Origin of the sequence: Tardibacter chloracetimidivorans (assembly GCF_001890385.1) — a bacterium.
GTDB lineage: Bacteria > Pseudomonadota > Alphaproteobacteria > Sphingomonadales > Sphingomonadaceae > Tardibacter > Tardibacter chloracetimidivorans.
Window position 1 is genome coordinate 129,418 of sequence record NZ_CP018221.1, and the last position, 25,774, is coordinate 155,191.

General features: G+C 64.7%; 24 protein-coding genes. 12 read left to right on the forward strand and 12 right to left on the reverse strand.

The window, feature by feature from the left end:
* Positions 1-77: 77 nt before the first annotated feature.
* Positions 78-998 carry a UDP-2,3-diacylglucosamine diphosphatase gene (locus tag BSL82_RS00705; protein ID WP_083578962.1) on the forward strand — a complete coding sequence of 307 codons (921 nt, stop codon included), beginning with the start codon at positions 78-80 and terminating at the stop codon, positions 996-998.
* A complete protein-coding gene (locus tag BSL82_RS00710; protein ID WP_072595581.1) occupies positions 995-2,059 on the forward strand; it encodes a glycosyltransferase family 4 protein in 1,065 nt (354 codons plus the stop codon). Before BSL82_RS00705 ends, BSL82_RS00710 begins: the two co-directional genes overlap by 4 nt.
* Positions 2,060-2,065: 6 nt before the next feature.
* Here the strand turns inward: BSL82_RS00710 and BSL82_RS00715 are convergent, their stop codons facing one another.
* Positions 2,066-2,626, reverse strand: a complete 561-nt coding sequence (locus BSL82_RS00715; RefSeq protein WP_072595582.1) for a GNAT family N-acetyltransferase — start codon at positions 2,624-2,626, stop codon at positions 2,066-2,068.
* A complete protein-coding gene (gene sppA, locus BSL82_RS00720; RefSeq protein WP_072598522.1) occupies positions 2,623-4,500 on the reverse strand; it encodes a signal peptide peptidase SppA in 1,878 nt (625 codons plus the stop codon). The genes BSL82_RS00715 and sppA overlap by 4 nt, the downstream gene beginning before the upstream one ends.
* Positions 4,501-4,773: 273 nt before the next feature.
* Here sppA and groES point away from each other — a divergent pair, with 273 nt between their 5' ends.
* Together groES and groL are read left to right on the forward strand one after the other, a co-directional pair.
* Entirely contained in the window at positions 4,774-5,061 is a 288-nt protein-coding gene (groES, locus tag BSL82_RS00725) for a co-chaperone GroES (protein ID WP_072595583.1), read from the forward strand.
* A gap of 75 nt (positions 5,062-5,136) precedes the next feature.
* Positions 5,137-6,789, forward strand: a complete 1,653-nt coding sequence (gene groL, locus BSL82_RS00730; protein ID WP_072595584.1) for a chaperonin GroEL — start codon at positions 5,137-5,139, stop codon at positions 6,787-6,789.
* 399 nt (positions 6,790-7,188) lie between these two features.
* Here groL and BSL82_RS00735 read toward each other — a convergent pair whose 3' ends face one another.
* The 4 genes from BSL82_RS00735 to BSL82_RS00750 form a co-directional block, all read right to left on the reverse strand.
* Positions 7,189-7,422, reverse strand: a complete 234-nt coding sequence (locus tag BSL82_RS00735; protein ID WP_072595585.1) for a hypothetical protein — start codon at positions 7,420-7,422, stop codon at positions 7,189-7,191.
* A gap of 121 nt (positions 7,423-7,543) precedes the next feature.
* On the reverse strand, positions 7,544-8,476 hold the full coding sequence (locus BSL82_RS00740; RefSeq protein WP_072598523.1) for an MlaA family lipoprotein: 933 nt from the start codon (positions 8,474-8,476) through the stop codon (positions 7,544-7,546).
* A gap of 40 nt (positions 8,477-8,516) precedes the next feature.
* Complete coding sequence (locus tag BSL82_RS00745; RefSeq protein ID WP_072595586.1) at positions 8,517-9,263, reverse strand: arginyltransferase; 747 nt, start codon at positions 9,261-9,263, stop codon at positions 8,517-8,519.
* A 130-nt stretch (positions 9,264-9,393) separates the two neighbouring features.
* Entirely contained in the window at positions 9,394-10,644 is a 1,251-nt protein-coding gene (locus tag BSL82_RS00750; protein ID WP_072595587.1) for a threonine ammonia-lyase, read from the reverse strand.
* A gap of 76 nt (positions 10,645-10,720) precedes the next feature.
* Between BSL82_RS00750 and BSL82_RS00755 the strand changes: the two genes are divergently transcribed.
* Complete coding sequence (locus tag BSL82_RS00755; protein ID WP_072595588.1) at positions 10,721-11,587, forward strand: NAD(P)-dependent oxidoreductase; 867 nt, start codon at positions 10,721-10,723, stop codon at positions 11,585-11,587.
* On the forward strand, positions 11,584-12,789 hold the full coding sequence (locus BSL82_RS00760) for an amidohydrolase family protein (protein ID WP_072595589.1): 1,206 nt from the start codon (positions 11,584-11,586) through the stop codon (positions 12,787-12,789). Before BSL82_RS00755 ends, BSL82_RS00760 begins: the two co-directional genes overlap by 4 nt.
* Here BSL82_RS00760 and BSL82_RS00765 read toward each other — a convergent pair.
* From BSL82_RS00765 to BSL82_RS00790, 6 genes are all read right to left on the reverse strand, one after another.
* Positions 12,786-14,834, reverse strand: coding sequence for a protein-disulfide reductase DsbD family protein (locus BSL82_RS00765; RefSeq protein ID WP_072595590.1), 2,049 nt, complete (start codon positions 14,832-14,834; stop codon positions 12,786-12,788). The genes BSL82_RS00760 and BSL82_RS00765 overlap by 4 nt on opposite strands.
* Before the next feature lie 91 nt (positions 14,835-14,925).
* The gene (gene rpsI, locus BSL82_RS00770; RefSeq protein WP_072595591.1) at positions 14,926-15,441 is read right to left on the reverse strand and encodes a 30S ribosomal protein S9; all 516 of its coding nucleotides are present in this window, start codon (positions 15,439-15,441) and stop codon (positions 14,926-14,928) included.
* On the reverse strand, positions 15,442-15,921 hold the full coding sequence (gene rplM / locus BSL82_RS00775) for a 50S ribosomal protein L13 (RefSeq protein ID WP_072595592.1): 480 nt from the start codon (positions 15,919-15,921) through the stop codon (positions 15,442-15,444).
* Positions 15,922-16,043: 122 nt separating this feature from the next.
* Positions 16,044-16,421 carry a DUF2237 family protein gene (locus tag BSL82_RS00780; protein ID WP_158010585.1) on the reverse strand — a complete coding sequence of 126 codons (378 nt, stop codon included), beginning with the start codon at positions 16,419-16,421 and terminating at the stop codon, positions 16,044-16,046.
* Positions 16,418-16,735, reverse strand: coding sequence for a divalent-cation tolerance protein CutA (cutA, locus tag BSL82_RS00785; RefSeq protein WP_072595594.1), 318 nt, complete (start codon positions 16,733-16,735; stop codon positions 16,418-16,420). Before cutA ends, BSL82_RS00780 begins: the two co-directional genes overlap by 4 nt.
* Positions 16,732-17,778, reverse strand: coding sequence for a COX15/CtaA family protein (locus BSL82_RS00790; protein WP_072598524.1), 1,047 nt, complete (start codon positions 17,776-17,778; stop codon positions 16,732-16,734). Before BSL82_RS00790 ends, cutA begins: the two co-directional genes overlap by 4 nt.
* Positions 17,779-17,883: 105 nt before the next feature.
* Between BSL82_RS00790 and BSL82_RS00795 the strand changes: the two genes are divergently transcribed.
* The 6 genes from BSL82_RS00795 to BSL82_RS00820 all read left to right on the forward strand — a co-directional run bounded on the left by BSL82_RS00795 (position 17,884) and on the right by BSL82_RS00820 (position 25,774).
* Positions 17,884-18,282, forward strand: coding sequence for a MerC domain-containing protein (locus tag BSL82_RS00795; RefSeq protein WP_226998538.1), 399 nt, complete (start codon positions 17,884-17,886; stop codon positions 18,280-18,282).
* Positions 18,283-18,329: 47 nt separating this feature from the next.
* Entirely contained in the window at positions 18,330-18,794 is a 465-nt protein-coding gene (locus tag BSL82_RS00800) for a Fur family transcriptional regulator (protein ID WP_072595595.1), read from the forward strand.
* A gap of 94 nt (positions 18,795-18,888) precedes the next feature.
* Positions 18,889-20,826, forward strand: a complete 1,938-nt coding sequence (gene dxs, locus BSL82_RS00805) for a 1-deoxy-D-xylulose-5-phosphate synthase (protein WP_072598526.1) — start codon at positions 18,889-18,891, stop codon at positions 20,824-20,826.
* A gap of 7 nt (positions 20,827-20,833) precedes the next feature.
* Entirely contained in the window at positions 20,834-21,574 is a 741-nt protein-coding gene (locus BSL82_RS00810) for a TlyA family RNA methyltransferase (protein WP_072595596.1), read from the forward strand.
* A gap of 36 nt (positions 21,575-21,610) precedes the next feature.
* Positions 21,611-22,663, forward strand: a complete 1,053-nt coding sequence (locus BSL82_RS00815; protein ID WP_072595597.1) for an efflux RND transporter periplasmic adaptor subunit — start codon at positions 21,611-21,613, stop codon at positions 22,661-22,663.
* 3 nt (positions 22,664-22,666) lie between these two features.
* On the forward strand, positions 22,667-25,774 hold the full coding sequence (locus tag BSL82_RS00820) for an efflux RND transporter permease subunit (RefSeq protein WP_072595598.1): 3,108 nt from the start codon (positions 22,667-22,669) through the stop codon (positions 25,772-25,774).

Below are 25,774 nucleotides of genomic sequence, written 5' to 3' on the forward strand. Positions count from 1 at the left end.
GGCGCAACACGACGGTCATTGGCGGACGCTAGGGGGCAAATGGCTGACTTGCAGCCGTTTGTTCCGCAGGAGAAGCCATGGCAAGTCTGCCTTCGGCCCATCCGGCAACGCCGTTCGCCCGCGCACGGCATGGCCGCCGCCACCGCCCCACGTCCCATCCGCTGCCCGCCTGGTTCCATGAACCGGAGTCCGAACATGATCCGCGGGTCAGGCCGCGCCTCAAGTTCCGGACGATCTGGATCTCCGATGTCCATCTGGGGACGCGCGGCTGCAACGCGGAGTTGCTGTCCGATTTCCTGAAATCGGTCGAGTGCGAGAAGCTCTATCTCGTCGGCGACATCATCGACGGATGGCGTCTGAAACGGGGCTGGTACTGGCCGCCCGCGCACAATGACGTGGTCCGGCGCATCCTGAAAATGGCCAAGACCGGGACCCATGTGATCTACGTCCCCGGCAATCACGACGAGGCCTTCCGCGATTATGCCGGGCTGCATTTCGGGGATGTGGCGCTTCAGCACGAGGCCGTTCACGTCACCGCCGACGGGCGCACTTTGCTGGTGGTCCATGGCGACGTGTTCGACGGCATCGTGCTTTATGCGCGCTGGCTCGCCTTCCTCGGCGACCGCGCATATGAGCTGCTGCTGAAGGCCAACGTCATTTTCAACCGCGTGCGTCGCCGCTTCGGCCTGCCCTATTGGTCGCTTTCCGCCTATCTGAAGAAGCGGGTGAAGAATGCGGTCGAATATGTCTGCCGCTTTGAAGAGGCGGTCGCGCACGCCGCCGCCGAGCGTAACGTGGATGGGGTCGTCTGCGGGCACATTCATTCCGCCGAAATCCGGCAGTTCGGCGACATCACCTATTACAATGACGGCGATTGGGTGGAGAGTTGCACCGCCCTTGTCGAACATGCCGATGGCCACATGGAGATCATCGACTGGGCCGACAGACGCCGCAAGACGAGCCTTGCCGAGGAACCTGTGTTGGCGAAAACGCAATGAAGATCACGCTTGTCACCGACGCCTGGACGCCGCAGGTGAACGGCGTCGTCCGCACGCTGTCGACCACGGTGGAGAGGCTGCGGGCGCGGGGGCACGAAATCCAGACCGTCACGCCGGACATGTTCCGCACCGCCGCCTGTCCCGGTTACTCCGAAATACGGCTCGCGCTGATGCCCTACAAAAGGCTGTCGCGGCTGATCGACGATTTCCAGCCCGAAGTCGTCCATATCGCGACCGAGGGGCCGCTGGGCTGGGCGGCGCGGCGCTGGTGCGGCCGCAACGGGCGCTCGTTCACCACCGCCTTTCACACCCGCTTTCCCGAGTATGTGGCGTTGCGTACCGGTCTTCCGGCAAGCTGCTTCTGGCCGATGCTGCGCCGTTTCCATTCGGGGGCTAGGGCGGTGCTTGTGGCGACGCCCTCGCTCGCGCGCGAACTGGACGAACAGGGGATAGGCAACACGCGGATATGGTCGAGGGGCGTGGACTTCACGCAATTCGGTCCCGACCGCAGGCCGCATCCAGCGCTTTCAAATCTGCCGCGTCCCGTCCTGCTGTCGGTCGGGCGGGTGGCGGTTGAAAAGAACCTCGAGGTCTTTCTGTCGGCCAAGGTTCAGGGAACGAAGGTGGTGGTGGGCGACGGGCCTGCGCTCGGCGCGATGAGGCAGCGCTATCCCGACGCGCTGTTCCTTGGCGCGCTGCATGGGGAAGAACTTGCCGCCGCCTATGCCGCCGCCGATGTATTTGTGTTCCCGAGCCTGACCGACACCTTCGGGCTGGTGATGATCGAGGCGCTGGCGAGCGGGGCGCCGGTGGCCGGATTCCCCGTGCGGGGGCCGCTGGATGTCCTGGGACCGAACGGGTGCGGGACCGGCGACGGTCGATCCCGCCCGGTCGGCGCGGTTGCGCCGAGGATTGAGGATGCAATCGCGGAGGCGCTTCGCTGTGCGCCCGAGGATTGCGTCGCCTACGCCCGGCGGTTCAGTTGGGACGCATGCGTGGATCAGTTCATGGCGGCGTTGACCAGCGGCCCGGAGCCTGTGCGCTGGCCTGCCGCCGCCTGATGGCCGTCAGTCGAGGCGGACGACGCCCACTTCCTTGAAGCTGCGCGGCTCGGGAGGGGGCACTTCTGCTGTGGCAAGCTCGCGCTGCCAGAGCCCCACGTCGCGCCACGCGCCGTGCTTGAAGCCGATTTCACGGTAGACGCCCGCGCGAAAGAAGCCGAGCGCCTCGTGCAGCTTGATCGAGGCGTCGTTGGGGAGCGAGATCGCCGCGATTGCCTGGGTGAAGCCCTGGGCGGCCAGCGTATCGATCAGCGCTTCGTACAGCATGCGGCCCACGCCGTTGCGCTGAAGCTCTCCCGCCACATAGACCGAGGTTTCCACCGCAAAGCGATAGGCGTGACGCTCGCGGAACTGCGTCGCATAGGCAAAGCCAAGCACCGTTCCGTCGTCGCTGGAGGTGGCAACCAGCCAGGGATAGAAGCCGTCCCGGTATTCCATCCGGTCGGCTATGGTGCCGGGCGAGGGCGGATTGTCTTCGAAAGATACCGACCTGGTCACGACATAAGGCGCGTAGATCTGCGCGATTGCTGCCGCATCCTCGGCCGTTGCGGGGCGAATCCCGATCATCTGATGTTCACCGGCATCAGCTTTTCAACCAGTGCGGCATTGCTCGCCTGACTTCCGCCTCCGGCGATGCCGCATTCCAGGCAACGTATCTGTATGGCCGGGCCGCTCGCGATCGCCTGGGCATCGTCGAATGCGCGGACCAGAGCGCCACGGCTGGAAGCAACGAGGCCGCTCCACGGATCGCGGCTTTGGGCGGGCATGGTTTCCATCAACAGGTCGTCCAGTATCTGAAAGGGTAGGGCGGGGGACTTCTCGATGTAGATGGCGCGCGCCTTGGCGGGATCGAGCCCCGCTCGCCGTGCGGCCTCGGCAACCGCGACGTCCAGCCCGCCCATATGATCGACCAGGCCGAGCTTGCGCGCCGTTGCGCCCGCCCAGACGCGACCCTGCCCGATTTCGTCCACGCGCGCGGTCGGCATCTTGCGGGCAACGGCCACGCGGGCGAGGAAGCGGCGGTATATATCCTCGACCGAAAGCTGCAGGAGTTGCTTCACCTGCGGTGACAGGCCGCGCAGAATGTCGGGCTCGCCCGAATAAGGCGTGGACCGAACGCCATCGGCCGCGATGCCGGCCTTCTCCAGGGTCTCGCTGAAGGTCGGGATGATTGCGAACACGCCGATCGATCCGGTGAGGGTGGTGGGTTGGGCGTAGATCGTCTCGGCCGATGTCGCCACCCAATAGCCGCCGCTGGCCGCGACCGAGCCCATGGATGCGACCACCGGCAGGTTCTGGCGGCGCGCTTCCATCAGCGCCAGCCTGATCCGCTCCGACGCCATGACCGATCCGCCGGGGGAATCGACACGAACCACCAGCGCCTTCACGTTCTTGTCGGCCAGAGCCTCCTCGATCAGCCCCGCGATGGTATCACCACCCGCAGTGCCCGGCCCGGCTTCGCCGTCGACGATCTCGCCCGATACATAGACGACTCCCACGCCCGGCCCCGATTGCACGGCGCCGTGCCGGGCGACCCTCGCATAGTCGGCAAGCTTCACGTGCGACCATGAGGCGGCCGTCTTGTCCGATCCCCGCCCGACGAGCCGCGCGACCATGCGCGCGAACTCGGCCCGGCTGCCCAGCTTGTCGACCAGCCCCGAAGCGACGCCCGCCTTGGCGAGATCGCCGCCCGCGGCAGCCACCTGTTGGGGCAGGGCATCGATATAGGATTCGATCTTCGCGCGCGGTCGAGCGCGCGCGACATCGCCTTTCCAAACGCTCCAGATCGTGTTCACCAGCGCCTGGGCGGCGGCCTCGGCCTCCGGCGACTGATCGCTGCGCGTAAAGGGCTCGACCGCCGATTTGAACGCGCCCACGCGGAACACCTCGACATTGATCGCGAGCTTTTCGATCAGCCCTTTGAAATAAAGATTGGGGCCGCCGGGGCCGGTCAGCAGCACGCCGCCAAGCGGGGCCATCCATACCTCGTTGGCGTAGGACGCAAGATAATAGCCCGGGTCCATATAGGCGGTGGCATAGGCGTAGATGGGCTTGCCCGCCGTGCGGAACCGTTTCAGCGCCTCGCCGATCACCTGAAGATGGGCAGGCCCTGCGCCCTGGAACCGGTCCAGATCGAGCACCAGCGCCTTGATGCGGCCGTCCTTTGCCGCTGCGTCGACCGAGTGCACGACGTCGCGAACGCGGATTTCCCGCACGAGGTTGGAGCCGCCCGACAGCAGCGCGAGGGGCGGCTGTTCGGCAGGCTGGTCGACGATCACTCCGTCGAGGTCCAGCGTCAGCGCCGCCTCGCTCGGCACCACGGTCGCGGCCCGCCCGGCCAGCGCTGCGTAAAGCGCGCCGAAGAACAGGAGCATGAACAGCAGCACCAAAGCGTCCTTGACGCCGACGAGTATCCGCCAGATCAGACGCAACAGCCGCATCAAAAAGGCTCCATTGGCCGCCATCGATTTCAGGTGGCTATCCCAGCGCCATGACACTGTAAATGCGCAGCTGCGATATTCCCGCGCCGCCACCATGAATGTGCAAAGATTTTTTGTTCCGTTCGCCTTGACGGCAGATGAACGTCACCCATATGCCCGATGCGTTAGCACTCGACACGATTGAGTGCTAACCAGCATATGAGGGCAGGCGGCGGACCCGTATGGGTTCCCGATCGGGGAGGTCGCCGTCTGCTGGTTTAGAAAGGGTGAGGCATGACTTTTCGTCCGTTGCATGACCGTGTTCTCGTCCGCCGGGTCGAAGCCGAAGAGAAGACCGCAGGCGGCATCATCATTCCCGATTCCGCGAAGGAAAAGCCGCAGGAAGGCGAAGTCGTCTCCGTAGGCTCGGGCGCGCGCAGCGAAGATGGCAAGGTGACCCCGCTGGACGTGAAGGCGGGCGACCGCATTCTGTTCGGCAAGTGGTCGGGCACCGAAGTGAAGATCAATGGCGAGGACCTGCTCATCATGAAAGAGAGCGACATCCTCGGCATCGTCGGCTGACGCCCTCGGGCTCGGCAATAGCGGCTGATTCCAGCCAATCACACAGTTTCCGATCAGAAAGTAGAGGTAAGGAACATGGCAGCGAAAGACGTGAAGTTTTCGCGCGACGCTCGTGAGCGCATCCTGCGCGGCGTCGACATTCTCGCCGACGCGGTGAAGGTGACGCTTGGCCCCAAGGGCCGCAACGTCGTGCTCGACAAGAGCTTCGGCGCGCCGCGCATCACCAAGGACGGCGTCACCGTCGCCAAGGAAATCGAGCTTAAGGACAAGTTCGAGAACATGGGCGCGCAGATGGTGCGCGAAGTGGCCTCGAAGACCAACGACATCGCGGGCGACGGCACCACCACCGCCACCGTTCTCGCTCAGGCGATTGTCCGCGAAGGCATGAAGTCGGTTGCCGCCGGCATGAACCCGATGGATTTGAAGCGCGGCATCGATCTGGCCGTCACCAAGGTCGTCGAGAACCTGAAGTCGCGTTCCAAGACCGTCTCCGGTTCTAACGAGATCGCCCAGGTCGGCATCATCTCGGCCAATGGCGACACGGTTGTCGGCGAAAAGATCGCCGAGGCGATGGAAAAGGTCGGCAAGGAAGGCGTGATCACGGTCGAGGAGGCCAAGGGCCTCGAGTTTGAACTCGATGTCGTCGAGGGCATGCAGTTCGACCGCGGCTATCTGTCGCCCTACTTCATCACCAACCCCGAGAAAATGCTCGTTGAACTCGCCGACCCGTACATTCTCATCCACGAGAAGAAGCTGTCGAACCTGCAGGCGATGCTTCCGGTTCTGGAAGCGGTCGTCCAGTCGGGCCGTCCGCTCCTCATCATCGCCGAAGACGTCGAAGGCGAGGCTCTCGCCACGCTGGTCGTCAACAAGCTGCGCGGCGGCCTGAAGGTCGCGGCGGTGAAGGCTCCGGGCTTCGGCGATCGCCGCAAGGCCATGCTGGAGGACATCGCGATCCTGACCGGCGGGCAGATGATCTCCGAAGATCTCGGCATCAAGCTTGAAAGCGTCACGCTCAACATGCTTGGCAGCGCCAAGCGCGTCACGATCGACAAGGACAATACGACGCTTGTCGATGGTTCGGGCGACGCCGAGGGGATCAAGGGCCGGGTCGAGCAGATCCGCGCGCAGATCGAGACGACCACGTCGGACTATGACCGTGAAAAGCTGCAGGAGCGTCTCGCCAAGCTTGCTGGCGGCGTTGCGGTGATCAAGGTCGGCGGCGCTTCGGAAGTCGAAGTGAAGGAGCGTAAGGATCGCGTCGACGACGCGCTTCACGCCACCCGCGCGGCCGTTGAGGAAGGCATCGTTCCCGGCGGCGGCACTGCGCTGCTCTATGCCACCAGGGCGCTGGATGGCCTGAAGGGCGCCAATGACGACCAAACCCGCGGTATCGACATCATCCGTCGTGCGCTGCAGGCCCCGGTTCGCCAGATCGCCCAGAACGCCGGCCATGACGGCGCGGTCGTATCCGGCAAGCTGATGGAGCAGCAAAATTCGGACGTGGGCTTCAACGCCCAGACCGAAGTCTATGAAGACCTGGTGAAGGCCGGCGTCATCGATCCGACCAAGGTCGTCCGTACTGCGCTGCAGGACGCGGCTTCCGTCGCGGGCCTGCTCATCACCACCGAAGCGGCAGTCTCGGAAATGCCCGAAGACAAGTCCTCTTCGCCTGGCATGCCGGGCGGCATGGGTGGAATGGGCGGAATGGGTGGAATGGACTTCTAAGTCCGGCCTTCCATTTTCGAACGACAAAGGCGAGGGCCGGGGAGCGATCTCCGGCCCTTTCCTTATGCGCGCTTGCGGGGTTTGTAGTCCGGATCATGCGCGGCCGGACCTAACCGGTGGCCTATGACTCTGGGTGGTTTGGATGAACCACCTCGCTCACCCTGAGCGTGTCGAAGGGTTAGCGGCAGGAAGCGCCGACTTCGGCAAGCTCCCCTTCGACACGCTTAGGGTGAGCGCTTCAACCTAATCAGAACAGACATCTGGAGGGGCGCGGATGTTCAGATTTGACGCACGCCGCTCTAACGCGTCGTTCTTCCCCCAAAAAGAAAAAGGCCGCGCCACATGGACACGGCCTCTTCCTTGTCACCGGGAACGCCGAAGCGTTCGCCGGAAGCGATATTACATCGCGTTGTCGGCAGCAGCTTCAGCTTCGTTGGCAGCAGCTTCGGCTGCAACGGTCGCGTCGGCGGCGTTGTCGAGAGCCGCGTTCAGATCGGCTTCGGCAGCGTCGACGGTCGCGTTCAGATCAGCAGCCGCTTCGTTGACGGTTTCTTCGGTGGCGGTTTCGCCGCCGCAAGCGGCCAGACCAAGGGTGGCAGCGAACGCAACCGCGATGATCGAGGTCTTCTTCATGGGATTTTCCCTCCGTTAAAAGTCTGTGGTTTCGTTTCAATAATAAGGGGAGGGCGCCAAAGTCCCCCCGAACTTGGGACCGGGTGCTAACGCGAATAGAGCGGCAACGCAACGATCAAATTCATTGTGGAGCATCTATTTTTGCGGGGTTTTCAGCCTGACCGTCTTCCGAAGACGCCGGTGGCGCGGGCGGTGACTGGGCAGGCGGAACGCCTTCGGTGGCAGGGGCGACGTCGAAATCCGCCGGATCGACCCCGGGCGCGCCGGCCGGTGCGGATGTGCCATTTTCTGGAGCGAAATCAAAGTCATCCGGGTTCACGCCCTCGCTGCCGGAAGTGGCGGCCCCATCCTGGTCGAGGATCAGCGCCTGCCGCCGCTGAAGATAGGCGGAGCGCGCCGCCGCATAGGGATCAAGGCTGGTTTCGAGGAAGTTGTCCGCCCCCAGTTCGATCAGCTGGGCCCTGAGGTCGATAGCCTCCATGGCCGGAATCGCCAGACGTTGGGTACTTGAAAGACCGGAGTATTCCTTAACGGCAAGGCCGACCGGATCGCCCGCGACTTCAACTCCGAATCCGACCGCGTCCCTCAACGTCGATGGCCCGAGCAGCGGAAGCATCACATAAGGCCCTGCATTCACGCCCCAGGTCGCAAGCGTCTGCCCGAAGTCTTCCGGCTTTTCTTCCAGACCCATCGACGACGCATGGTCCGCCAGTCCGCCCACGCCGATCGTCGTGTTGACCACAAACCGGCCCAGCGTATGGAAGGCGCGGCCGACCTTGCCCTGCAACAGCGCGTTGATGAACGACAGCGGCTCATCGGCGTTGTTCAGCACATTGCGCACCCCCCGCCGGGCGGCCGTGGGCGTGACTGCCTTATAGGTTTGCGCGCCCGGTTTCAGCAGGGCATTGTCGACGCCCCGGTTGAACGCCCAGACATTGCGGTTCCAGGATTCGAGCGGGTCGCGCTCGGCAAGCCGCTGCCCGCCCGGTGTGGTGGCGCAGCCCGCCAGGAAAGCTGCGGCGACAAGCGGCAGGCCGATGGGAACAGAACGCATATATGCCCCTTTGAACATATTTGAAACCGGCGTGACCGCCTCAATTGTCGGTCGTCTCTACTGGACGCCACCCCGCCGCTGTCAACCGTTCGGCAGGCTGAAAACGGACCTTGTATCGCATCCGGTCGCAGCCATCGATCCAGTACCCCAGATAGACATAGGGCAGCCGAGCGGCCCGCGCGCGCAGGACATGGTCCAATATGATGAAGGTGCCAAGCCCCTTTCGGCTGGCAAGCTCTGGATCATAGAAGCTGTAGATCATCGACAGCCCGTCGGACTGCTGATCGGTAAGGCATGCGCCGACCAGAGCGCCGGGCACGCCGTCGACCGACGGTTCGCGATATTCGATCACCCAGGTGGTGACCGGCGTCTGTTCGACCATGTCGGCATAGTCGAAGGCATCCATGCCGTTCATCCCTCCTGCGGGATGGCGGGCGGCGAGATAGCGCTGCATCAGCGCGAACTGCTCTTCCGTGCTCCACGGCCTGCAGGCGGAGATCTCAAGGTCGGAATTGCGCTTCAGCAACCGCCGCTGCGTCGCATTCGGCTCAAAGGCATCGGTGATCACGCGAATGGAAACGCAGGCGTGGCAATTGTCGCAGCTTGGACGATAGGCGACGTTCTGGCTGCGGCGAAAGCCGATGCGGCCGAGCGCCTCGTTGAGCTCTCCCGCGCCCGGACCCCTCAATTCGGTGAATATCTTCCGCTCTGTCTTGCCCGGCAAATAGGGGCAAGGCGTTGGCGCCGTCACGAAAAATCGGGGAAAGCGGAAGGATTGATCGCTCAAGGCCCTGTTCGTTCCTGCACCTGGTCCAGCACCGACATAATGCCCAGTCTAACCTTCATCGCGGCGTCGGGCAAAATATCGCCTTTCTTGCGCGGACGAAGGTTAAGAGAGGGTATGAAGGCGGCGAAAATCACGCAAGTTCAACCATATTGGCTTCATAGCCGCCCCTGGCGAGCGCATCGACCAGCCGGTCGAGATGCGCGCGGTCCCGCGTCTCGCATTCGATGTCGGTGATAAGGCCCTTGGCCGGCAGGGTGGTGAACACCCGCTGATGGTAGATCTCGATGATGTTGACCTGCTGCTCGTCGAATATGCGGGCGATCTGGAACAGCGCGCCAGGACGATCCTGCAGGCGCAGGCGAAGGCGCGCGAGGCGGCCCGACCGCGCCAGGTCGCGCAACAGCACGTTCGCCAGCAGCCGGGTGTCGATATTGCCGCCGCACAGCACGACGCCGACGTTGCGGTCGCGGAACCTGCCCGGATGGGCGAGCAGCGCGGCAAGCCCTGCGGCGCCCGCGCCCTCGACCACCGTCTTCTCGACGGTGAGCAGCAGGCTGAGCGCCTTTTCCAGATCGCGTTCGGCCACCAGCACGATATCGTCGACGAGATCGCGGACAATCTCGAACGTTGTATCGCCAGGCTGCTTCACGGCTATGCCTTCAGCCAGCGTATCGCCTTCGCACGGCAGTTTCAGTCCGCGCAGCTTGGCGTACATCGACGGATAAAGTTCCGCCTGCACGCCGACGACTTCGATCCCCGGCTTTAATGCCTTTGCCGCCGTCGCCATGCCGGAGATCAGACCGCCGCCGCCGATCGGGACGACCAGCGTGTCGATTTCAGGCGCAGTCTCCAGCATTTCAAGCGCAATGGTGCCTTGCCCGGCGATGATGTCGGCATCGTCGAACGGATGGACAAAGGTGAGCCCCCGGGTCTTCCCAACCTCAACCGCATGGGCATAGGCATCCTCGAACTTCTCGCCTTCCAGTATAACCGTCGCGCCATGGCCTTCGGTCGGCGACACCTTCGCGATTGGGGTGGGGCGCGGCATCACGATCGTCACGGGAATGCCGAGGCGGCGTCCATGATAGGCAAGCCCCTGCGCGTGATTTCCGGCCGATGCGGCGATCACGCCCCGGCTCTTGGCCGTCTCGTCAAGCAGCAGCAGCTTGTTCAGCGCGCCCCGCTCCTTGTAGGCGGCGGTGAATTGAAGGTTCTCGAACTTCAGGAACACCCGCGCGCCGGTGATTTCGGAAAGGGTCCGGCTTTCCAGGCATGGCGTGCGGATAATGGAGTCGCCGATCCGGGCCGCTGCAGCCTGAACATCGGCAAGCCCCACCGGCTTTTTGCCCTCCACATCCCTCAACGCCTGAACCGTTCCCATGTAATTCGTCCTTCAGAACAACCGAACGCCCTTAGCCTATCTGGCAAGTAGGTAAAACCATGCTAATGCGCGGCTCATGATGAAAACAGCATTTATCGGCCTTGGCGTAATGGGTTTCCCCATGGCGGCGCATCTGAGGCAGGCCGGCCACGAGGTTTGTGTCTATAATCGCACTTCGGCGCGAGCGGATGAATGGGTGACGCGCCATGGCGGCCGGAGGGCGGATACGCCCGCAGAGGCGGCCCACGGCGCGGACGCCGTCTTCACCTGTGTGGGCGCGGACGCCGATCTTCAGCAAGTGGTGCTGGGGAAGGGCGGCGCGCTTGCCGCGATGCGCCCCGGCGCCGTGCTTGTCGACCACACCACCGTTTCGGCCAAAATCGCGCGCCGTCTTGCGGAGGAGGCTGCGTCGAAAGGCCTGCTGGCGGTGGACGCGCCGGTCTCCGGCGGGCAGGCCGGCGCTGAAAGCGGTCAGCTTGCGATCATGTGCGGCGGCAGCGCCGAGGCGTTCTCTGCGGCGGAGCCGGCGATGCAGGCCTATGCCAAGCGGATCGTTCACGTCGGCGAGGCCGGAAGCGGGCAACTTGCCAAGATGGTCAACCAGATCGCCATCGCGGGGCTGGTGCAGGCGCTTTCGGAGGCTGTGCATTTCGCAAAACGCGCCGGACTGGACGTGGCGACCGTCATCGACGCCATTTCGGGAGGCGCTGCGCAAAGCTGGCAGATGAACAACCGCGCGCTCACCATGGCGGACGGCGAGTTCGATTTCGGCTTTGCTGTCAAATGGATGCGGAAGGATCTTGGCCTGACGCTGGAAGAAGCGAAATCTAATGGCGCACGCCTTCCGGTCACTGCGCTGGTCGATCAATTCTATGCCGACGTCGTGGCGATGGGCGGCGAACGGCAGGACACCTCGTCGCTGATCCGGCGTCTGGAAAAATGACCCGCCATCTGTGGTTGATGGCGGCGGCGCTCCTTTTGGGTATCGCGCCCGCAGATGCGCGCCGCAAGCCTGTCGCGCCCCCGCCAGCACCCCCGACCGATACGCTGGTGGAAAACGTCAACGGCTATACGCTCGACAAGGCGGGGACGCTCGTTCGCTTCAACGGCCTGCTGATCGATGCGGACGGACGGGTGAAGGCGCTGCTGAAACCGGGCGACCGGCGCGAGCCGGTCAAATACCGCACCGATGCAAGGGGGCGAACGCTCCTTCCGGGTTTTATCGGTCTGGACGGCGACGTCATGGAGGCAGGCCGCCTGCCGCCGTCGCCGGAAAACGAGCGATTCCGCGACAATCCGGTGGAGTTGGAGGCGGTGCTGACCCGCGCGCAGGAGCGACTGGCTGCGGCAGGCATAACCACCGCAAGCGATCTGGGAACGACAACGGCGGACTGGATGCTCTACCGGCGCTTTGGCGACGAAGGTCGGCTGCATATCCGGATAAGCGCGATTGCCGACGGGCTTGGCGTGCTTGAGCAGGTTGCGCCGCTGCGTCCCACGCGATGGCTCTATGACGGGCGTCTCGCCATGCGCGCGGTGACGCTCACACCCGAGGCGCAGCCCGGCAAGGCCCCGCCGGGGCAAATGGACGCGCGCATGCGCAACCTTGTCAGCAAGGCCTTGATGGTCGATGCGCAGCCGGTGTTGCAGGCGGGCAGCCCGGCTCAGGGCGCTGTCGCGCTCGACATTTATGACGAGATGCTCCCGACCTATGGAAAGGACCGGCGCTACCGGATCGCCTATGCCGTCGCGCCTGCATTGGCCGACCGTCCGCGACTGGCGGCCATCAATGGGGTCGCCACGGTGCAGCCGGCGGCGATCTCGCGCGCTTTGCTGGCGGACGGCGTCCGCACGGCGATCAGCAGCGATGTCGGGACGGATGCCACGGCTGTCTTTCGCGGCCTCGCCGCTTCCATATCTCGTCCGGACGGTCTTTTCCTCCAGCAGGCCTTCGCGGCCGTTACGTCGGAGGCGGCGTTCGCCATTGCCGCCGAGGACCGGCTTGGGACGCTGGAGCCGGGCAAATGGGCCGATTTCATCCTCGTCGACCGCGATATTTTCGTGACCCCGGCGTCCGAGCTGCCGCAGACGCGGGTGATCGAGACATGGGTGGGCGGCAGACGCGTATTCGTCGCCAAGCCTTAGCCGCCAAGCTGCTCCAGCATGGGGGGCGTGAGTAGCTGCGGCAGAATCTGCGGCTCGCCGCCGTCACCGGGGTAGAACATGTAGAGCGGCACGCCGCTGCGCCCCATGGAGTCGAGGAAACGGCTGATCGCGGGATCGCCGTTGGTCCAGTCGCCAACCAGAACCTCTATGTTCCTGCGCGCGAATGCGTCGCGCACGGATTCCCGGTTGATCGCCGCCTGCTCGTTCACCTTGCAGGTAAGGCACCAGTCGGCGGTGAAATAGACGAACACGGGCCTGCCTTCAGCCCTCAGCGATGCGAGCTTTCCCTCGCTGAAGCTTGCGCCGCCTGCGGTGGCGATCTGATCGGCCGGTGCTCTCGCGACCTGCGTCAGAAATGCGAAGGGCAGGGCGACGGCAAAGACGACCGCTGCCGCCGCGACGCCTGCCCGACGCCCATGCTTCTGCCGCCAGCCCCACCATCCGAGCGCCAGCGCCAGAAGCGCCGCACCCGCTGCGCCCGCCGTCAGACCGTCGCCGCCGCTGCTCTGGCGGCTCAGCACCCAGCCAAGCCCCAGCGCCGTCAGCAGCATCGGCACGGCCAGTATATGGCGGAATGTCGCCATCCATCGGCCGGGCTTGGGCAGGCGCGCGCGCAGGGCGGGGATATAGCCGATGGCGAGGAAGGGCAGGGCAAGTCCCAGTCCCAGCCCGGCGAACACGCCGAGGGCCGCAGACGTCGGCAGCACCAGCGCACCTCCAAGTGCGGCTCCCATGAAAGGCCCCGTGCAGGGGGTCGCAATGAAAGCCGCCAATATGCCGGTCATGAACGCGCCGGACGGGCCGTTGCGGGGGGAGGCGGGGTTGCCGAGCGCGAGCGACGGCAGCTCGAACAGCCCCGCCAGATTGAGGCCGATCGCCAGCGTCAGCAGCAATAGGCCGAGAACGATATAGGGGTTCTGCAGCTGAAAGGCCCAGCCGATGCTTTCACCCCCGGCGCGCAACAGCAGGATGACGCCGCCCAGCGCAAGGCAGGTGACGATCACCCCGGCGGAATAGGCGACCGCCTCGCGCCGCGCCGCGCCTTCGCTTTCGCCGCTGCGGGCAAGGCTGAGCGCCTTCAGGCTCAGGATCGGAAAGACGCAGGGCATCGCGTTGAGGATGAAGCCCCCCGCAACGGCCGCCAGCAGCGTCAGCAGGAATGGAGCGAGGGCCAAGCCCGTGTCGCCCGCAAGCCATCCCTCGGCGTTGGGCGCGGGGCCGGGGACTGCGGCGATCTGCAGGCCCAGGGCGTCGCCCGATGCAGGCTCTACCCGCAATACGCCTTCCAGCCGCGACGGCGCGCCCTGACCGGACTTCGGGACCATCTCCACGATCAGCCTGTCGGCCGAAAAGCCGATGCGCTGGGCGGCGGCATAGTCGATCACGCCGTGTTCGGCCGGATAGAAATATGCCCCTTTCACCTCGCGCGCATCGGGAAAGGGAACCGCCAGAACCAGCCTGCCGTCGCGGCTGGCGATATGGCTTGTTGCGTCAAGCGGTCTGGGCAGGGCCTTGCGCCAGCCGTCGAACCGGGCGCGAAGGGCAGGGCTGATCGCGCCGTCGCCGATGGCGAGGTCCAGCATCGCCCGGGCCTTTTCGGGAACGCACAATGTGTCGCTGCACACCAGATAGTCGATGTCCACGACCACTTGGACAGGCGCGCCATCGGCGAGGCCGGGCGGCAGTTTCAGCCGTCCGATCAGCGCATAGGGGTGCGAATAGACATAGTTCATGAGGCCAGCGACGACGAGCCGCTCGGGCACAGGATAGGCTGGCGGCGTGACCGAGGCCTTCTCCGGCAGCGTCCAGCTGATCCGGTCCGGCATCCCGGCGTCGCCGGTATTCAGCCAATAGCCGTGCCAGCCGGGATCGGGCGTCATGACAAGCGCGACCGCGATCTCGCTGCCCGCGCGCGGCGTCTCGCTCTCTGCCACCAGCTCCACCCGCATGTGCCGTTCCTGCGCGGAGGCGGAGGTCGGCAGCGCCGCAAGGGCAATGAGAAAGGCAAGGAGGAGGCGGATCATGCGCCCGCCAATAGCACCGGCGGCGACCGGCTCAAAAGAAAAGGCGGCTCCCGAAGGAACCGCCCCATCCGTGCAGTCTCGTGAAAGCGGATCAGCGCTTGGAGAACTGGAAGCTGCGGCGGGCCTTGGCCTTGCCGTACTTTTTGCGTTCCACCACGCGGCTGTCGCGGGTGAGGAAACCGGCATGCTTGACCGCCGAGCGCAGCGCCGGCTCATAGCGGGTGAGCGCCTGGGCGATGCCGTGCTTGACCGCGCCGGCCTGGCCGGAAAGGCCGCCGCCGGTGACGGTGCAATAGACGTCATACTGCTCACGCCGGTCGGCCACGTCGAACGGCTGGTTGATGACCAGACGAAGCGTCGGGCGGGCGAAATAGATCGCCTGATCGCGGCCGTTCACCTCGATCTTGCCGGTGCCGGGCTTCAGCCAGACGCGCGCGACGGCATCCTTGCGGCGGCCGGTGGCATAGGCGCGGCCCTGCGCGTCGATCTGCTGTTCACGAAGCGGCGTGACAGGCTCCTGCGAAAGCGGTGCGGGCGCATCGCCCTGGACCGGCTGACCGCCGGCCAGATCGGCGAGATCGGAAAGGGATTGACGGGTATCGGACATTTACGCACCCACCTTGTTCTTGCGGTTCATGGCCGCGACATCGAGGACTTCCGGATTTTGCGCGGCGTGCGGATGCTCCGTGCCGGCGAAGATACGCAAATTGCGCATCTGCTGGCGGCCGAGCGGCCCGCGGGGGACCATTCGCTCCACCGCCTTTTCAAGGATACGCTCGGGGAAACGGCCTGCCAGCACCTTGTCGGCGCGGGCTTCCTTGATGCCGCCGGCATAGCCGGTGTGGCGATAATAGATCTTCTGCGTCAGCTTCTTGCCGGTGAACCGCACCTTGTCCGCGTTGATGATGATGACATTGTCACCGCAATCGACGTGCGGGGTGAAGATCGGCTTGTGCTTGCCGCGGAGGATGTTGGCGACGATGCTCGCCAGACGGCCGACGACCAGCCCTTCGGCATCGATCAGCAGCCATTTCTTTTCGACCTCGTGCGGCTTGGCCGACACTGTGGTCTTCATGAGCGCCTTCATGGCTTTCCAGACCTTATATGGTGTGAAACACGAAACGCCGCCCCGAAAGGCAGCGCGGATGGCGAGCTAATGATCGATGACCCGGCGCAAGTCAAGCAAAACCGCGCTTTTTTGATAGGGTATTATAATACCTCGGCGTCCAGCGCGTGCGCCTGAAGATGGCCGAGCGCGACAAACTCAAGCGTCTTCTCGTGCGTGGCCTCTAGCACGACCAGCGGCGCGAAGCCGGCCTGCCGCGCCTCTTCCCAGCGCGCGGCGCACAGGCACCAGCGGTCGCCCTCATGCAGCCCGCCAAAGCCATATTCAGGGCGGGGGGTGGACAGGTCGTTGCCGACGGCGCGGGAGAATTGCAGGAACTCGTCCGTGACCATGATGCAGACGGTATGCACGCCGCGATCCGACGCATCGGTTTCGCAGCAGCCGTTGCGGGTCCAGCCGGTCAGCGGATCGAAGGAACAGGGCTGCAACTCTCCGCCAAGCACGTTCTTCTGGCTGCTCATCGGCATTGCTCCAACACCCAGGCTTCATAGGATGGGGTCGATGTGCTGATCGGCCACACCGTCACCGCCGGATAATCATATGAGTGGAGTGTAATGATCCGCGCTGTCAGTGGTTCCGCCCGATCGGCGGCCGTCTTGAACAGGGCCGCCGTTTCCGTTGCGGTTTCGATCTGCCCCTGCCAGCGGTAAATCGAATGCGCGTCGCCCAGGATGTTGACGCAGGCGGCGAGCCGCTCTTCCACCATCTGCCGCCCGATGCGCTCAGCCTCAGCCCTGCCGGCGAACGTCGCGTAGACGGTGACGATGCCGCTCATCGGATGCGGCCCAGCCGGTGCGCAACGCCCACCACGGCTATAACCAGAAGCGCAGCGCCCGCCTGATGGGCGACGCCGAGCCAAAGTTCCACGCCGGTGACGATCGTCGCCACTCCAAGCGCGAACTGGAGCAGCGTCATGCCCGCAAGCTCCGCCGCATTGCGCCCCGCGCCGCGCCGCGCCGCTATCCACGCTGTCGCCAGTGCCGCCAGCGCCACGGCATAGGCAAGCGTGCGGTGGGCGAACTGCACCACGACCGGATTGTCGACAAGGTTCTGCCAGTAGGGCGCGAGCATCGGGACATTCTCGGGGAACCAGCGATCCCCCATCAAGGGCCAGCTGTTGAAGGCGAAGCCGGCATTGAGCCCGGCGGTGAACGCGCCGAGGAGGATCTGGAGAACCAGCAAAATGGTGAGCGGTATGACGCTGGCGGCATAGCGCGCGGGCCGGGCGCGTGGATCGTCGGCAAGCCTGGACAGGTCCAGAGCCGTCCACACCAGCCCGCCAAGGATCAGGAGTGCCGCAGACAGGTGCGTGGCGAGGCGGAGGTGGGACACATCCGGCCGGTCGATCAAGCCCGATGCGACCATCCACCAGCCGATCGCGCCTTGCAGCCCCCCCAGCGCGAAGAGCGCCGTGAGGCGCCAGCCATAGCCCTTGGGAATCGCGCGCTTCCACGCGAACCAGAGCAGCGGCAGCGCGAAGGCGACGCCGATCAGCCGACCCAGCAGGCGATGCAGATATTCCCAGAAGAAGATGTTCTTGAACTCGGCGAGCGACATCCCCCGGTTGACCTTCCGGTATTCGGGATAGGCCTTGTACGCCTCGAACTCCGCTTGCCATTCGGCATCGTTCAGCGGCGGGACGACGCCCGAGACCGGCTCCCAGCGCACCATGGAGAGGCCCGATTCGGTAAGCCGCGTGATTCCGCCGATCACCACCATCAGGAACACAAGCGCCGCAATGGCCAGAAGCCAGCGGGAGATCGCGCGCGGGCGGGCGGGGCTGGAAAGGTTGCCGGCGATACCGGCGGAAATCGTCATCGTCATGGCCGGAGACCTATGCGCCCGTCGTCTTGCGAATCCAAGATGGCCTGAAACGCTTCGTGCAGGCGATGTGATATTGTATCTTCATCCCTTAGCTGCCATATGGACGGCGATTCGATGGAGTGGCAGGTGTTTCAGGCATTAAGGCGTTTGGGGGCGGACCGTGCGGCGATGACGCTGTCCGGCCTTTGTCTTGTGCACTGCCTGGCGGGCGTCGTGCTGTTTTCCACCTTTGCGGTGCTGGGCGATGTTCTGGTCAGCCCGCTTGTCCATGAGATCGGCCTTGGCATTGCGATCGTCCTTGCCGCCTGGGCGCTGGGGCGCGGTTATCTGCGCCACCACCGGCTGTTTCCCGCAGCGACGGGCTGCGCCGGAATCGGCCTGATGGCGGCCGGGATCAGCGTTCCGCACGGCGATTTCCGCGAGATCGGCTTCACCGTGCTTGGTGTCAGCCTTGTGGCTGCGGCGCACTATCTCAATCGGCGGACGATTAAGGGCTGAGGCGGCTTTCCTTGCCGCTGCAGGGCTGACGTCCTATCTTTGCGGTCATGGTTCATGCGCATGTCGATCATCAGGGCGAGTCCCTGAACCTGGCCGCCGAAGCGGTGATGCTCAATTCCGGCGAACAATGGACTCCGATGCGCGCCGCCGTGTTCGAGGCGCTCGCTGGTTTTGATCGCCCGGCAAGCGCCTATGACGTGGCGGATGCGGTTTCGCGGGCCGAAGGGCGTCGGGTGGCGGCGAACAGCGTCTATCGAATCCTGGACCTGTTCGTCGGCGTCAATCTGGCGCGGCGGGTGGAAAGTTCCAACGCCTATGTCGCCAACGCCCATCCGGAATGTCTGCACGACTGTATTTTTCTGGTCTGCGATCAGTGCGGCGACACGACGCACATCGATGACGACAATCTCAGCGACGCCGTGCGGCAGGCCGCCCGCAAGACCGGCTTCGCGCCGGAGCGACCGGTTCTTGAGGTGCGGGGACGGTGCGCTTCCTGTCAATCGTCCGGATGAGCCATTGGGTTTGGCGGTCTTTTCGGTTAATGCCCGCCCGTCTTTCATGTTTAGAGGCGCGGTCGGCCAGATCGCGTCGCTGGGAATATCGTTGATGACCAAGCCTGATGGCCGCCGTCCTGACACGCCGCTGCTCGACACGGTGACCACGCCCGTCGACTTGAGGCGGCTCCAGCCGGTCCAGCTGCGCCAGCTGGCGGATGAGCTGCGCGCGGAAATGATCGACGCGGTGAGCGTCACCGGCGGGCACCTTGGCGCGGGACTGGGCGTGGTCGAACTGACGGTCGCGCTCCATTATGTGTTCGACACGCCGGACGACAAGCTGATCTGGGACGTCGGCCATCAGGCCTATCCGCACAAGATCCTGACCGGGCGGCGCGACCGCATCCGGACGCTGAGACAGGGGGGCGGCCTCTCGGGTTTCACCCGCCGGGCGGAAAGCGACTATGATCCGTTCGGGGCGGCGCACAGCTCCACCTCCATCTCGGCGGCGCTCGGCTTTGCGACAGCGAGCCGCCTTTCGGGCAAGCCCGGCAAGGCGATTGCGGTGATCGGCGACGGGGCGATGTCGGCCGGCATGGCCTATGAGGCGATGAACAACGCCCATTCGGCAGGCAACCGGCTGATCGTCATCCTCAACGACAACGATATGTCGATCGCGCCGCCGGTGGGCGCGCTTTCGGCCTATCTCGCGCGGCTGATCTCGTCCGGCACCTTCATTTCGGTGCGCGAGGGACTGCGCAAGATCGCCCGGCGGATGCCGCGCCCGCTGCATATCGCCGCGCGCAAGGCCGATGAATTCGCGCGCGGATTGGCGACGGGCGGCACATTGTTCGAGGAGCTTGGCTTCTATTATGTCGGCCCGGTCGACGGCCATAACCTGGACCATCTGCTGCCCGTGCTGGAGAATGTCCGGGATGCGACGGAAGGGCCGATCCTGGTCCATGTCGTTACAAAAAAGGGCAAGGGCTATGCCCCGGCCGAGGCGGCAGACGACAAATATCACGGCGTCGTCAAGTTCGACGTCATCACCGGGACGCAGGCCAAGGCGCCGCCGGGCCCGCCCAGCTACACCAAGGTCTTCGCACAGGCCCTGGTCGACGAGGCGACGCGCGACGACAAGATTGTCGCGATCACAGCCGCCATGCCGTCGGGAACGGGACTGGACCTGTTTGAAAAGTCGTTTCCGGACCGGACCTTCGACGTCGGCATTGCCGAGCAGCACGCCGTCACCTTCGCGGCGGGCCTCGCCGCGCAGGGATACCGGCCGTTCTGCGCGATCTATTCGACCTTCCTCCAGCGCGCCTATGATCAGGTCGTGCATGATGTCGCGATCCAGAACCTGCCGGTCCGGTTCGGCATCGACCGCGCGGGGCTGGTGGGCGCGGACGGCGCGACCCACGCCGGATCGTTCGACATCGCCTATCTGGCGACGCTGCCCAACATGGTGGTGATGGCGGCGGCCGACGAAAGCGAGCTGGTGCACATGGTCCACACCATGGCGCTGCATGATTCAGGGCCGATCGCCGTGCGCTATCCGCGCGGTTCGGGGGTGGGGCTGGCGCTTCCCGAGACGCCGCAGCGCCTTGAGATCGGCAAGGGGCGCATCGTCCGGGAGGGCAAGAAGATCGCGCTGCTTTCGCTCGGCACCCGGCTTGGCGAGGCGGAAGCGGCGGCGGCGAAGCTGGACGCGATGGGGCTTTCGACCACCGTTGCCGACATGCGGTTCGCCAAGCCGCTGGACCTTGATCTTGTCCGCAAGCTGGCGGCGAACCACGAACTGCTCATCACGATAGAGGAAGGCGCGATCGGCGGCTTCGGCGCGCATGTGCTGACGATCGCGTCCGACGAGGGACTGACCGATGCCGGGCTCAAGATCCGGACGCTGCGTCTGCCGGATGTTTTCCAGGACCACGACAAGCCCGAAGCGCAATATGCCGAGGCGCATCTGGACGCCGAAGGCATAGTCGAGGCGGCGCTGACGGCGCTGCGCCACAACAGCGTCAAGGTCAGCGGAATAGCGCGGGCCTGAGCGCCTCATGGCCAAACAGCGCGCGGATCAGATCCTCGTCGAGCAGGGACTCGCTGAAAGCCGGACGCGGGCGCAGGCGCTGATCCTTGCAGGGCTGGTCTATGTGGGCGACCGTCGCGTCGCCAAGGCCGGCGAGACATTGGCCGAAGATGCAAGCCTTGTCGTCAAGGGCCGCGACCATCCCTGGGTGAGCCGTGGTGGCGTGAAGCTGGCAGGCGGTCTCGATCACTTCGGATGGGACGTGACCGGCGCGGTCGCGCTGGATGTGGGGGCATCGACGGGCGGCTTCACCGACGTCCTTCTCACGCGCGGCGCAAAGCGGGTCTATGCGGTCGATGTCGGACACGGCCAGCTAGCGTGGAAGCTGAGGAGCGATCCGCGCGTGATCGTCCTGGAGCGGACCAACGCCCGGCATCTGAGCGCCGAGCTTGTTCCCGAGCCGATCGACATCGCGGTATGTGACGCAAGCTTCATTTCGCTTGCCAAGGTGCTGGATATACCGCTCGGCTTCGTCAGGCCGGGGGGGCGTCTGCTCGCGCTTGTCAAACCACAGTTCGAGGCAGGCCCGGATGAAGTGGGCAAGGGTGGCGTGGTGCGCGATCCGGCTGTTCATCGGCGGGTCTGCGAACAGGCGGTCCAATGGCTGGAGCAGCGTGGCGGCTGGATCGTCGATGGACTTGTCGAAAGCCCGATAAAAGGCCCGGAAGGAAATATCGAATTTCTTATCGGGGCCACGAAATCCTTGTAAAATAATCGTCATGACTGTAGCGCATGCAGCACTCCCATGCGCCGCTTACCTGTAATTTCCGCGATCGCCTTTGCGCTGCTGGCTTCGTGCGGCAGCGACGGGCGAGCGCAGCGGGAGCCTCAGGCACCGCTGGTGCAGGCCCTCACAGTCGAAGAGCACCGATTTGTGGACCGGATCGATGCGGTCGGCACGGCCAATGCGCGTGAACAGGTGACGCTGACGTCGCCGATCACCGAAAGGATTCTTCGGCTCAATTTCTCTGACGGTGCAACGGTGCGGGCGGGCCAGGTCATTGCGGTGCTCGCCCAGGGGCAGGAGGCGGCCGCACTGGACGACGCGGCCGCCCGCCAGCGCGAGGCGGAGCAGCAGCTGTCCAGGCTCCGCGAGTTGAGAGAGCGCGGCTTTGCGACCAACGCGAACCTCGACGCCCAGATCGCGGCGGCCGCATCCGCGCGCGCCCAGGCGGCGCAGGCGCGGGCGATGATCGCCGACCGCGTGATCCGCGCGCCATTCTCCGGTCATGTGTCGCTGCGCAATATTTCGCCGGGCGCTGTCGTTTCAGCGGGAACCGAGATCGTCACAATCGCCGACCTGTCGGAAATCAAGCTCGATTTCGCGGTGCCCGAAACCATGCTCTCGACCGTTGCCGAAGGGCAAACGATAGCGGCGGAGGCGGCCGCCTATCCCGGCGTGCCGTTCCGCGGGACGATCAGCACGATAAGCCCGATCGTCGATCCCCAGACGCGGTCGGTGATGATCCGGGCGCGATTGCCCAATCCGGACCTCAGGCTCCGGCCGGGCATGTTGATGACGGTAAGCATCGAGGCATCCCCGCGCGACCGGTTGGGTGTTCCGGAACTGGCCGTGGTGAGCGAGGGCGAGACGCGCTACGTCTTTGTCATAGGTGCTGACGGGAAGGTCGCCCGAACCGCCGTGAAGACAGGCACCCGCCAGAACGGGTTGGTGGAAGTAACAGACGGCCTTCGGCGCGGTCAGCGGGTGGTGGGCGACGGCGTGGTGAAGGTGGCCGACGGGATGTCGGTGCGCGTCCAGGGTGGCGGCGGCGCGGCGCAACCGGCTGCGAAATAGGGAATGTTTCTTTCCGACATCTCCGTAAAGCGGCCGGTCCTTGCCGCGGTGATGTCGATGCTGATCGTGCTGGCGGGCGTGGTCGCCTTCCTCCAGCTGTCGATCCGCGAATATCCGGACACCGACCCGCCGATCGTGTCGGTCGAGACAGTTTATCGCGGCGCTGCGGCGAATGTCATCGAAAGCCGCATCACGCAGGTGATCGAAGATCGCATTTCCGGCATAGAGGGGGTTCAGACGATCACCTCGCGATCGGAAGACGGCGAATCCGATATTTCCATCGAGTTTCGCCCCGGGCGCTCGATCGACGAAGCGGCGAACGATGTGCGCGACCGGATAGGAGGCGTGCTCGACGAGCTTCCCGACGACGCTGATCCGCCCGAGGTGCGCAAGGTCGATGCCGATGCCTCGCCGATCATCTGGTTCAACATCACTGCGCCCGGATGGACGAGCCTCCAGATCTCCGATTACGTCGACCGCTATCTGGTTGACCGCTTCTCTTCGCTGGACGGCGTGGCGCGCGTGCTCATCGGCGGGGAGGCGCGGCCGTCGATGCGCGTTTGGCTGAACGCGCCAAAACTTGCAGCCTACAGCCTGACCCCTAATGACGTGGAGAACGCGCTTCGCGGTCAGAATGTGGAACTTCCGGCCGGGCGTATCGAAGCGGTGAACCAGAACGTCACGCTGCGCGTCAACCGGCCTTACACCACCGCCCAGCAGTTCCGTGAACTGGTCGTCGGGCGAGGGGACGGCGGATATCTCGTTCGGTTGGGGGATGTAGCTCGGGTGGAGGAGGGGCCTGAAAACCCCTATTCGACTTTCAGGTCCAATGGCGTGCCCGGAGTGGGCATCGGCGTCATCCGGCAATCCGGGGCGAACGCGCTTGCAGTGGCGCAGGCCGCCAAGGACGTCGCGGCACAACTGGGTTCCAGCCTGCCGCAGGGCATGGCGATAGATGTCTCCAACGACAGCTCGCTTTTCATAGAGCGCGCCATCTCCAATGTTTACGAAACGCTCGCCGAGGCGGCGTTCCTCGTGGTGGTCGTGATCTTCGTGTTTCTCGGTTCCGCCCGTGCGACGCTGATTCCGGCGATAACGGTGCCGATCTGCCTTCTCGCCACATTCGCGGTGCTCTGGGTCTTCGGTTTTTCGATCAACCTGCTCACCCTGCTGGCGCTGGTTCTCGCGATAGGGCTTGTCGTCGACGATGCCATCGTGGTGCTCGAAAACGTCTATCACCGGATCGAGCAGGGCGAGCCGCCGCTGACCGCTGCCTTCAAGGGCACGCGCCAGGTGGGTTTTGCCGTGCTTGCCTCCACGGCGGTGGTTTGCGCCGTTTTCGTGCCGGTGATGTTCCTTGCGGGCACGACCGGCCTGCTGTTCCGCGAATTGGCGGCGGCAATGATCGGGGCGGTCGCCTTCTCCGGTTTCCTGGCGCTGACGCTGACGCCGATGCTGTGTTCGAAGATGATTCGCAAGGAAACGCGCAAGGGGCTTTCCGGCTGGCTTCAGACCCGCTTCGAGCGCCTGGAGAGCCGGTATGACGCTCTGATCGGAAAAGCGCTGCTGCGGCCTTTGCCGACATTCATCGGGGTGGGCGTAATGATCGCGGTGGCGGGCGGGTTGTTCCTGACGCTGCGGTCGGAGCTTGCCCCGGCAGAGGACACAGGGGCGTTCATGGTCAGTCTGAGCGCGCCGGAGGGCACGGGTTTCAACCAGATGGACAGCTATGTCCGACAGGCCGAGAAGATCGTGTTGCCGATGGTGGAGGATGGTCCTGTGCGCCGCGCCATCGGTCGCACGCCGGGCAGTTTTTCCGCGTCGGAGGATTTCAACAACGGCCGTATCATCGTGTTCCTTCAGCCCTGGGAGGAGCGCGACCAGACCACACAGGAGGTTGTGAACGAGGTCAACAAGGGCCTCGCGACGATCCCCGGCGTGCGCGGCAATGCCACCCAACCCTCCTCGCTCGGGCGAGGGAGGGGACAGCCAATCAATTTCGTGATCGCCGGCGGCTCCTATGCGGAACTGGCCAAGGCGCGCGACCGGATCATTGCCGCGGCCGCTCGGAATCCCGGCATTCTGGATCTGGACTCAGACTATAAGGCGACCAAGCCGCAGCTGCTTCTGGATGTGGACACCACCCGTGCCGGCGATCTTGGCGTGTCGGTCGATGCGATCAGCCAGGCGCTGCAAACGATGATGGGTTCGCGCCGCGTCACCACCTATGTGGAAAGGGGCGAGGAATATCGGGTCGTCGTCCAGGCCGACGCCGAAGGACGCGCCAACGAGCGGGATCTGACGAACGTCTATGTCCGGTCGCGCTCGGATACGCTGGTGCCGCTGTCGAACCTTGTCAGCTTTCGGGACGCCGCCGATGCGCGCGAACTGGGCCGGTACAACAAGATGCGGGCGATTACGCTCACCGGTTCGCTTGCTTCAGGATATACGCTGGGCGAGGCGCTGGACTTTCTGGAGAACGAGGCCGCCGGCAGTCCGGAGGTGACGGCGGTGGGCTATCGCGGCGAAAGCCAGTCCTACAAGGAAACGGGCGGCTCGATCGCGCTGGTCCTGGCTCTAACCATCCTGCTCATCTACCTGCTGCTTGCCGCCCAGTTCGAAAGCTTCGTCCATCCCGGCGTTATTATCACCACCGTTCCGCTCGCCGTGGCGGGCGGGGTGATCGGCCTTGCGCTCATGGGGCAGACACTCAACCTCTACAGCCAGATCGGGATCGTCATGCTCGTCGGTCTGGCCGCCAAGAACGGGATTCTCATCGTCGAGTTCGCCAATCAGCTCCGCGACGAGGGGCATGACATATTGGAGGCGACGCGCATTGCCTCGGTGCGCAGGCTCCGGCCGATCCTGATGACCTCGATCGCAACCGTGGCGGGGGCGCTGCCGTTGATGCTCGCCACCGGTGCGGGTGCGGCCGCGCGCCGCTCCATCGGCGTGGTGGTGGTATCGGGTGTAAGCCTTGCTACCTTGATAACCCTTTTGCTCATCCCAATTCTCTACTTGCGGTTGGGCCGCAATACGGGTTCACCTCAAGCCGTAGCCCGCAAGCTCGATGCCGAATTGAGTCGGGTAAACGCGGGAGAAGGGAAATGA